The organism is Acetivibrio sp. MSJd-27, assembly GCF_018918095.1.
Lineage (GTDB): Bacteria > Bacillota > Clostridia > UMGS1840 > HGM11507 > HGM11507.
This window is the reverse complement of sequence record NZ_JAHLPV010000065.1, coordinates 1-7369: the sequence shown is the minus strand read 5'-3', so window position 1 is coordinate 7369 and position 7369 is coordinate 1. Positions and strand designations below refer to the sequence as shown.

Below are 7369 nucleotides of genomic sequence, written 5' to 3'. Positions count from 1 at the left end.
CCCCGGCACAGTGCGCCGGCCTCGAGCTGTCCAAAAAGCGCAAACGCGAGCTTTTGCTCGTTGCTTAGCCAGATTGGCTGATTGCGGGTGCTATTTTTTCATGTTAACTTTACAGAGCCGTCACTCGGCGGATTTATCAGCAGAATCCTTCATTCTGTTCTTTTTTGTGATGGAAGCAGAGGTATTTTTAGAGTTATAATAACCGGCGATCAGCTCCGCTGATTCCGCTGCGTCACCAGCATAGAAATCGGCTCCGATATGTTGGCGGTATTTCTCCGAGACAGGAGCACCTCCGATAATCACTTTCTTATCTTTTTCTTTCGCCAGCCGCACGATTTGCTTCATCTCATGCATGGTGGTAGTAAGCAGGGCAGAGCAGGCGATAACCTCTGCACCGACTCGTTCTGCTTCGTCCACAAAGCTCTGAGCCTCCACATCTACGCCCAGATCGAAAACCTCCAGCCCTTTTCCCTGCATCATAATTTTCACCAGATTTTTTCCGATATCGTGCAGATCGCCTTTTACTGTACCCAAGACCACTTTTCCTATCTTGGGCAGATCCTCTTTCACCAGGCTGGGACGAAGCAAATCAAGAGCCACATTCATCGCCTTTCCCGCAATCAGTACTTCCGGAACAAAGACCTTATTGTCCCGGAAATTCCGGCCAATGCTGGCCATTGCAGGCATCAGTGCGTGAAGAAGAATCTTATTTGCCGGGATCTGCTGTTCCATTGCCTCCGCAATAAGAGCTTTTATTTTAGATGCACGTCCCTGTTGCAGATACAGTTCAATCTCTTCCAGATAGTTCACCAAATTTGCTCCTTTCTATCGGGCTTCCAGCTTACGATGGTCAAAGGTTTCCGCAAAAGTACGTCCCGGCTTGCATATCAGGATCTCTTCGTCGTCCCAATTGCCGTCCAGTAGTTTTTTCAGCAACCGGTGGTCCTCCGCGGCTTCGAGATAATTCCATTGGAAATCTTTGGCCGCTTTTCTGGTGTAGCTCCGATATTTCTCCGAATCATAGACGGAGGAAGTGATGTAAACCGCGTGGCGGTAGTTGGCCGTCCAGCTTTTCTCCTCCTTCATTAGATATTCTACTGTTTCGGGATCGTATTTTTCAAGATATTCCTTTTCTCTCTGTGCATATGAGGCAAGGGATGGGGTAAATGCCCATTCGATCCAGCCAGGATTATACCAATAGATGCCTTTATAATGGTTAAAGTAGGACAAATAGCGCTTCTGAGAGCCCAGAAAGAGTCCGATACAGTCATCCGTTCTGGCGATGACCAGAGGAACATTTTTTGCCGTTATCCCTACAGGGCCATTGGAACACAGACCATATCCCAAAACGATAGCTTCCGGCTGGAAAGAGGAGGAACTCTCCTCATCAATGTGTTTTTGCAGCAGTTTCTTTAAAAGCTGCGGCGTGTTGTGCAGCCCCTGGGGAAGGTAAACAGTATGTATGCTGTTTTTCGATTGTGCGGATAAAAAGCTTATCTGCCTGTATAACACCTGACAGGCAATCACGGTGATTCTCACGTTCCAGACTCCTTTTGCTGCAAATTTTATTATATTTATAACTGCGTGCAAGATGTCCCCCGCCTCTAAGGCGGCGGGTTCCATATCCGCGATCAGCGGGAGTGCAATCTCCTGCTGATCGCGGCACTGCTATGCAGTGCTCTTGTCCTCGTTGAATGACGGGACAAGCCCTTATTGAACGAAATAAAGATAGCATATTGTCATCGGAATGTTGCATTTCAATGTTCTCCAAACCTCTTGGCATTTTCAATGCTTTAGAGGTTTATGAGGTTATTATACCATGGTTTTTCTGAAATAGAAAGGGAAAAAGCACCGGCAAAATAAACTGCCGATGCCATAAAACGGAAACGTCCCGTCCTATTTTCCATCATTAAAATCCTTGATTGCCTCAAACATAGCGGCGATGTTTTCAACTGGTGTTTTTGCGACAATATTATGGATGGTATTGAAGACAAATCCACCGTTTTCAGAAAAAATAGAAAGCCGATTTTTCACATGGCTGTAAACCTCTTCCGGTGTTCCGAAGGGAAGGGTATGCTGGGTATCCACGCCGCCTCCCCAGAAAACCAGCTTATCTCCGTAAGTATCCTTTAAAAATCGTGCATCCATTCCGGTAGCCGAGCACTGCACCGGATTCAAAATATCTACGCCGGAATCAATCAAATCCGGCAAAAGATTAGGAATGGAACCACAGGAGTGATAAAAAGTTTTCCAATTGGTGTTTTGGTGTACCCAGCCGTTTATTTTTTCATGAAACGGTTTGTAGATATCCCGGTACTGTTCCACCGACATAAATTCACTGTTCTGTGTGCCGAAATCCGTACCGCTTATGGTAATAGCGCAGACCCGATCCCCCACAGCCTGCTTCAGGATTTCCAGGTTTTTCAGAGCGGTTTCCAGTTGCATAGAAAAGACTTCCTTGATATAGTCCGGATAAAGAATATGCGCCATCAGCCAGTCTTCCATCCGCCGGATGCCTTTGGGTGCTTTCAGAAAAGCGCCGGGCAGAATCGCCACGTCCCCGAAAGCGCCGCCGCCGAAATTGGCGATGACGGCATAATCGGTTTCTTCATACAGGCGTTTGGATTCCTCCTCAAAATAGCGGGCTGTTTCGTCGGAAAAAATGGAAAAGGAATCCTGATAATCCTCAAGCGGTGTCAAGTTCTCCTCATCGAATTCTCCGGAGCGGTCTATGTTGTCGAAGAAACTTCCTCCCGCAGGCAACCGTCCACTGGGAGAAACCGTATCATCGCCCTGAGGATAAGTATATATGGTCCCCTTTTCGTCCTCCGTAAATTTCATGGTGCTGGATATCCGAACAGGTGTACCGTCAGGCATGTGCCAAGGCTTTTTTTTCAGATTGCTGGTTCCGAAAAAATTGACAGGATTCCAAAGCCCAATCACATCAATGTTCAGCGTACTGCGCACCTCATTGTCTACGGAACCCAGCAGCTGGAAGGGATCCTCGATATCGATCGGCCGTTCGGGCAGACCCAAATAATTGCGCAGTTTGTAAAGGATGCTGGCATTGATACCGCTGGTAGCGGTCGAACCCATATCTACCGGGACTCTGTCCGGTGTTTTATGATCAAGCGCATTCTGTACTCTTTCTCTGGAGTTCATAAAGCTTCTCTCCTTTTAATCTTTTTTCTTTTATTGTAAAGCAAATAAGGGGAATGTCAATATAATCGCAGCGAGTGTGCGAAATTTTGATAAAAATAAAAATAAATTACTATATCCAGTGGGATCTCTTGGTTATAATGAAGACAGAAAGAGACAGAAGAAAGGAGAAAATAGAATGAATTATTTGGAAGAAATCAGCTCGTTTATGCAGCAGGGACGCGCGCCAAAGGTGAAAGAACTGGTATCTCAAGCTTTGGAAGAGGGAATACCCGCAAAAGATATATTGGAACAAGGGCTGCTTGCCGGAATGAGTGTCGTCGGGGAAAAATTTAAGAACAACCAGGTCTATGTTCCGGAGGTTTTGATTGCTGCCCGGGCAATGAATGCAGGTGTGCTGATTCTGAAACCCTATCTCACAGAGGAGGGGGTTGAGGCAACTGGAACGGTTGTATTGGGGACGGTAAAAGGTGATCTGCACGATATCGGAAAAAATCTGGTGAAGATGATGATGGAGGGAAAAGGGCTGAATGTCATTGATCTCGGCGTGGATGTGGCTCCGGAAAAGTTTGTAGAACAAGCCGTCACACACAATGCGGATATTATAGCATGTTCCGCGCTTTTGACCACTACCATGGGAGAAATGAAAAATGTAGTGGATTTGGTGAGAAGCAAGAATCTGGATTTTAAGATAATGATTGGAGGCGCCCCCATAAACGATAATTTCTGCAAAACCATTGGGGCCGATTACTATACACCGGATGCGGCGAGTGCGGCGGATAAAGCGCTTGAAATCTGCGCCTCCTAAACATCAGTGCGCATTGGATTTGACACCCTGGTGTTTAAGCATAGAACGCAGTATCCGAATCCGCCGCAATCAACCAAAAACGGGTTTGTATACTGTGCTTTATGCTTAAGAGAACAACAGCGTACAGAAATTGGCATGTCGGTAAAAGGATATGCCAATTTTTTTGTACTATTTTTTATGTTTTAAAACTATTTTATTCTCATAATCAGATTTCATTGCAATGATTTTTTTGCATATGTTATAATTTCAAACAGATAGCAGATGGTTTATTTGGTGAGACAATACAAAACATTGTATGATATAGAAGGGGAAGTTGCAGAATGGGAATCTCTCAGAACGGCCCGAAAGACAGAAAGCAAATCTATGAGGAATATCCCTATGACGTGGAAAAAAAGCTGAGGGTAATGATAGCAAAGCGGGACAAATCCGAGGCACAGGATGCGCTTCACGTTTTGCTGGAATATCTGTTTCAGGATTTGAATACACAGCTGAATATCGTGAAATTCCGTTTGACGGAGCTGCTGACGGTTATGTCCCGCGCGGCAATCGGGGCCGGGGCGGATGTGGAACAGATTTTTTCGCTGAACAACCACTATATTTATGAGATCGAGAAGTATGATACCGCCAGAGAGTTAACTGTGACTCTGGCAAATGCCACCAACCGTTTCATTGATTTTTCCTTCGATGTATCGGATGTGGAGGATGTCAATCTCATTCATAAGGCGGTTGTATACATCAAAAATAATTACAATAAAAAAATTACGCTGGACGATGTAGCGCGCCATGTTCATCTGAGTAAGTCCTATTTATGTAAGGTGTTTAAGAATGCTACGTCCTACAATGTGTCCAGCTATATCAATATCGTGAAAGTGGAAAAGATTAAAGAACTTCTGATGGTTGAGCGCTACAGCCTTATGGATATCGTAAGTGAGGTTGGATTTGACGATCAGAGCTATTTTACAAAAGTTTTTAAAAAGTATACCGGGATGTCGCCCAGCCGTTATCGGAAGGTTATGCTTGGTATCAATCTTAAGGATGACACAGACGAAGGGGGAATATGAGATGGCATTTCCGATAAAAGACAGAACAGAACAGGAAATATTTCAATTGATTCAAAGTGATACAAAGGGGATTGACGGCATCAAAAAAGCAGTCTTGGCGGATGATATGGAAACAGCAAAACAGGAGTTGTTTCAATATTTTCAAGAGCAGAAGAACGAAGAGAAGAAAAGCGAAAGCTTCCTTCCCGATGATGAGAGGGATGTCTCTGATTGGATGCTGCTTCAGGCACTGGACTTGGATATAAGCAGTCTTTCCGATGTCAGGAGCGCGCTGCAAGCGGAGGATGTTCCCCGGGCAAAGCGGGAACTCGTGTCCTATTTCCGCTGCCGGAAAAATGTCAAAGGATTTTACGATTATCGAGATAGTGGGATCCGCGAAGTGGACTTTCTCTCCCAGCCTTACATGTGGCAGCATTATAATGCAAAGATTTCGGTGAAGGATTATATTATGAAAGCCGGGCAAAAATTGCTTGAGAATACCTACTTGCTGCCTCATGGAAAAGAACTGTATCTAGGGGAGAATCTGGAGAGATATCCTGTGGCCAGCTATGAGGAACTGAAAAAAATGCAGCAGGGTTTTTACCTCATTTTTCAAAGAGGATATTTTCTGGAGATTCTGGCATTGTACTATCAGATGACAGGGGATGCCAAAGCACTCGCCAAGTTTCAGGAAATGCTCACGCAGTTTTTCAGGACGTTTCATCTGATCATTGAGGAAAAGGATCCGGAATCCACTTGGTTCCAATATTCACAGAATCGTGAGACATTGAATGTAGGTTGGCTGCTTCTCACCTTTATCAATCTGCTCAACACTTCTATTGTTTACGCGTGTGATGAGAATTTAATTTTTGAGATGATTAAGCGAATCTGGTTTCTCGGAATACAGTTCAGCCGCTTTGAAAATACCAGCTTCCAGTCTCACAATATTTATTTCTTCACTAGGGCAATCGTACCTTATGTGATTTCAAAGCTGATGCCGGAATTCACAGCATTCAAGGCGATGGAGAAGGTTGGGAAGAAAAAGGTTCTGGAATACATCAAATTTAATTTTTCAGAAGCAGGAAGCTACACGGAGCATAGTATAGGTTACTGGCTTGGGGCTACGGTTGGTGAGATGCTTTCCAAGGTGCTTTTGACTGCAAAAAATGAGCAGGATCACTTTTTTGACAATGAGTCCTGCCGTAAGATAGATAAAATGTTTGACATGGCAGCGCTGATCGCGCCGCCTGGAGAGTACTATGATGTGATTGGCGATCAGGGAGGCGTCCGGGTAGAAACCTATTTGAGAATGGGGATGGATCTGTTCGATAATCAGGCCTGCAAAGAAGTATTGGATGCCCGGGAAGGCAAAAATATCAGTGTGAAGAGATACTGCTGTAATCCTGACGCCGGATTTATCGCGGCGAGAGACAGCTACCGCAGGGATGCCAATTATATGATTTTAAGCTGCCGGGAAAAATCCAATGGCTCTGGGCATGATCATCTTGACATGACGTCGATTGATATCTCTATCCGGGGGAAACAGATGTTTGCCGAGACCTATGCCGGTGCGCTGTACAAAAATTTTGTGCTAGGAAAGGCGCCGAGAGGCTTTTTATATAATATGACCTCCCATAACTGTGTACTGGTACATTCCCGCCCCATTGTGGAAGATTCCTTTTTTGAGGCGGGATGGCTGGTACTTAAGCCACAGACGGAGGTCAGCAGGGTAAATGCATACAAAAATCATTTTCAATTCCATACTTCTCATACAGGGTATTGCTTTTGCAGGGTAAACAGGGAAGTACAGTTTATGGACAATATAGGTATCGCTGTCCGGGATAGTGTGTCGGAGGGAATTAAAAACGACAGGCCTCATGTTCAGCGCTGGTTTCTTGCAGACGGCGTCACCTACAAGAAAATGGATGATAATGTATATCTTTTTGAAAATGGGGAGGTGCGGCTGCTGTGCTTGTGGGAAGGCAGAAATCTGAATTTTCATATTTATAAACCGGAATTTTTGGTTCCGACTATCGGCGGACCGGAAGAGCTGAACGATGTTTTCGATGTGGAATTTTCGATTCGGGAACAGAAAAAGCCGGAGGACAGGGAACCTCATGCAGGGGTTATTATGGTGGATATCTCAGACTATCCCGCCGGCAAAACAGAGGAGCTTATACAACGGATGAAAGGGCTGAAAGCAGGGGATAGCAAGCTTTATCAAAAAATAACTGCGATATTAAGAAAAAACGGGAGGAGAAAGGTATGAAAAAGACAGTAAGCATACTGGTAGCAATGGTGATGATACTAAGCGTGATACTGGTGCCTGGGTACGCGTTCAGCGACATCGGGGAAGGGAAAC

At 45.0% G+C, this 7369-nt stretch carries 6 protein-coding genes; 3 read left to right on the top strand and 3 right to left on the bottom strand.

Annotated features, from left to right (window positions below):
- Positions 1 to 120 precede the first annotated feature (120 nt).
- The 3 genes from KQI32_RS12740 to KQI32_RS12730 all read right to left on the bottom strand — a co-directional run bounded on the left by KQI32_RS12740 (position 121) and on the right by KQI32_RS12730 (position 3162).
- Positions 121 to 810, bottom strand: a complete 690-nt coding sequence (locus KQI32_RS12740; RefSeq protein WP_216425931.1) for a B12-binding domain-containing protein — start codon at positions 808 to 810, stop codon at positions 121 to 123.
- 15 nt (positions 811 to 825) lie between these two features.
- The gene (locus tag KQI32_RS12735; RefSeq protein ID WP_216425923.1) at positions 826 to 1539 is read right to left on the bottom strand and encodes a DUF1638 domain-containing protein; all 714 of its coding nucleotides are present in this window, start codon (positions 1537 to 1539) and stop codon (positions 826 to 828) included.
- A gap of 357 nt (positions 1540 to 1896) precedes the next feature.
- Positions 1897 to 3162, bottom strand: coding sequence for a uroporphyrinogen decarboxylase family protein (locus KQI32_RS12730; RefSeq protein ID WP_216425921.1), 1266 nt, complete (start codon positions 3160 to 3162; stop codon positions 1897 to 1899).
- Between the two features lie 175 nt (positions 3163 to 3337).
- On the opposite strand from KQI32_RS12730, the gene KQI32_RS12725 reads away from it, so the two are divergent.
- The 3 genes from KQI32_RS12725 to KQI32_RS12715 all read left to right on the top strand — a co-directional run bounded on the left by KQI32_RS12725 (position 3338) and on the right by KQI32_RS12715 (position 7276).
- The gene (locus KQI32_RS12725; RefSeq protein ID WP_177690430.1) at positions 3338 to 3967 is read left to right on the top strand and encodes a corrinoid protein; all 630 of its coding nucleotides are present in this window, start codon (positions 3338 to 3340) and stop codon (positions 3965 to 3967) included.
- A 320-nt stretch (positions 3968 to 4287) separates the two neighbouring features.
- Complete coding sequence (locus KQI32_RS12720; RefSeq protein WP_216425919.1) at positions 4288 to 5028, top strand: AraC family transcriptional regulator; 741 nt, start codon at positions 4288 to 4290, stop codon at positions 5026 to 5028.
- Between the two features lies 1 nt (position 5029).
- On the top strand, positions 5030 to 7276 hold the full coding sequence (locus KQI32_RS12715) for a heparinase II/III family protein (protein ID WP_216425917.1): 2247 nt from the start codon (positions 5030 to 5032) through the stop codon (positions 7274 to 7276).
- Positions 7277 to 7369: the final 93 nt, after the last annotated feature.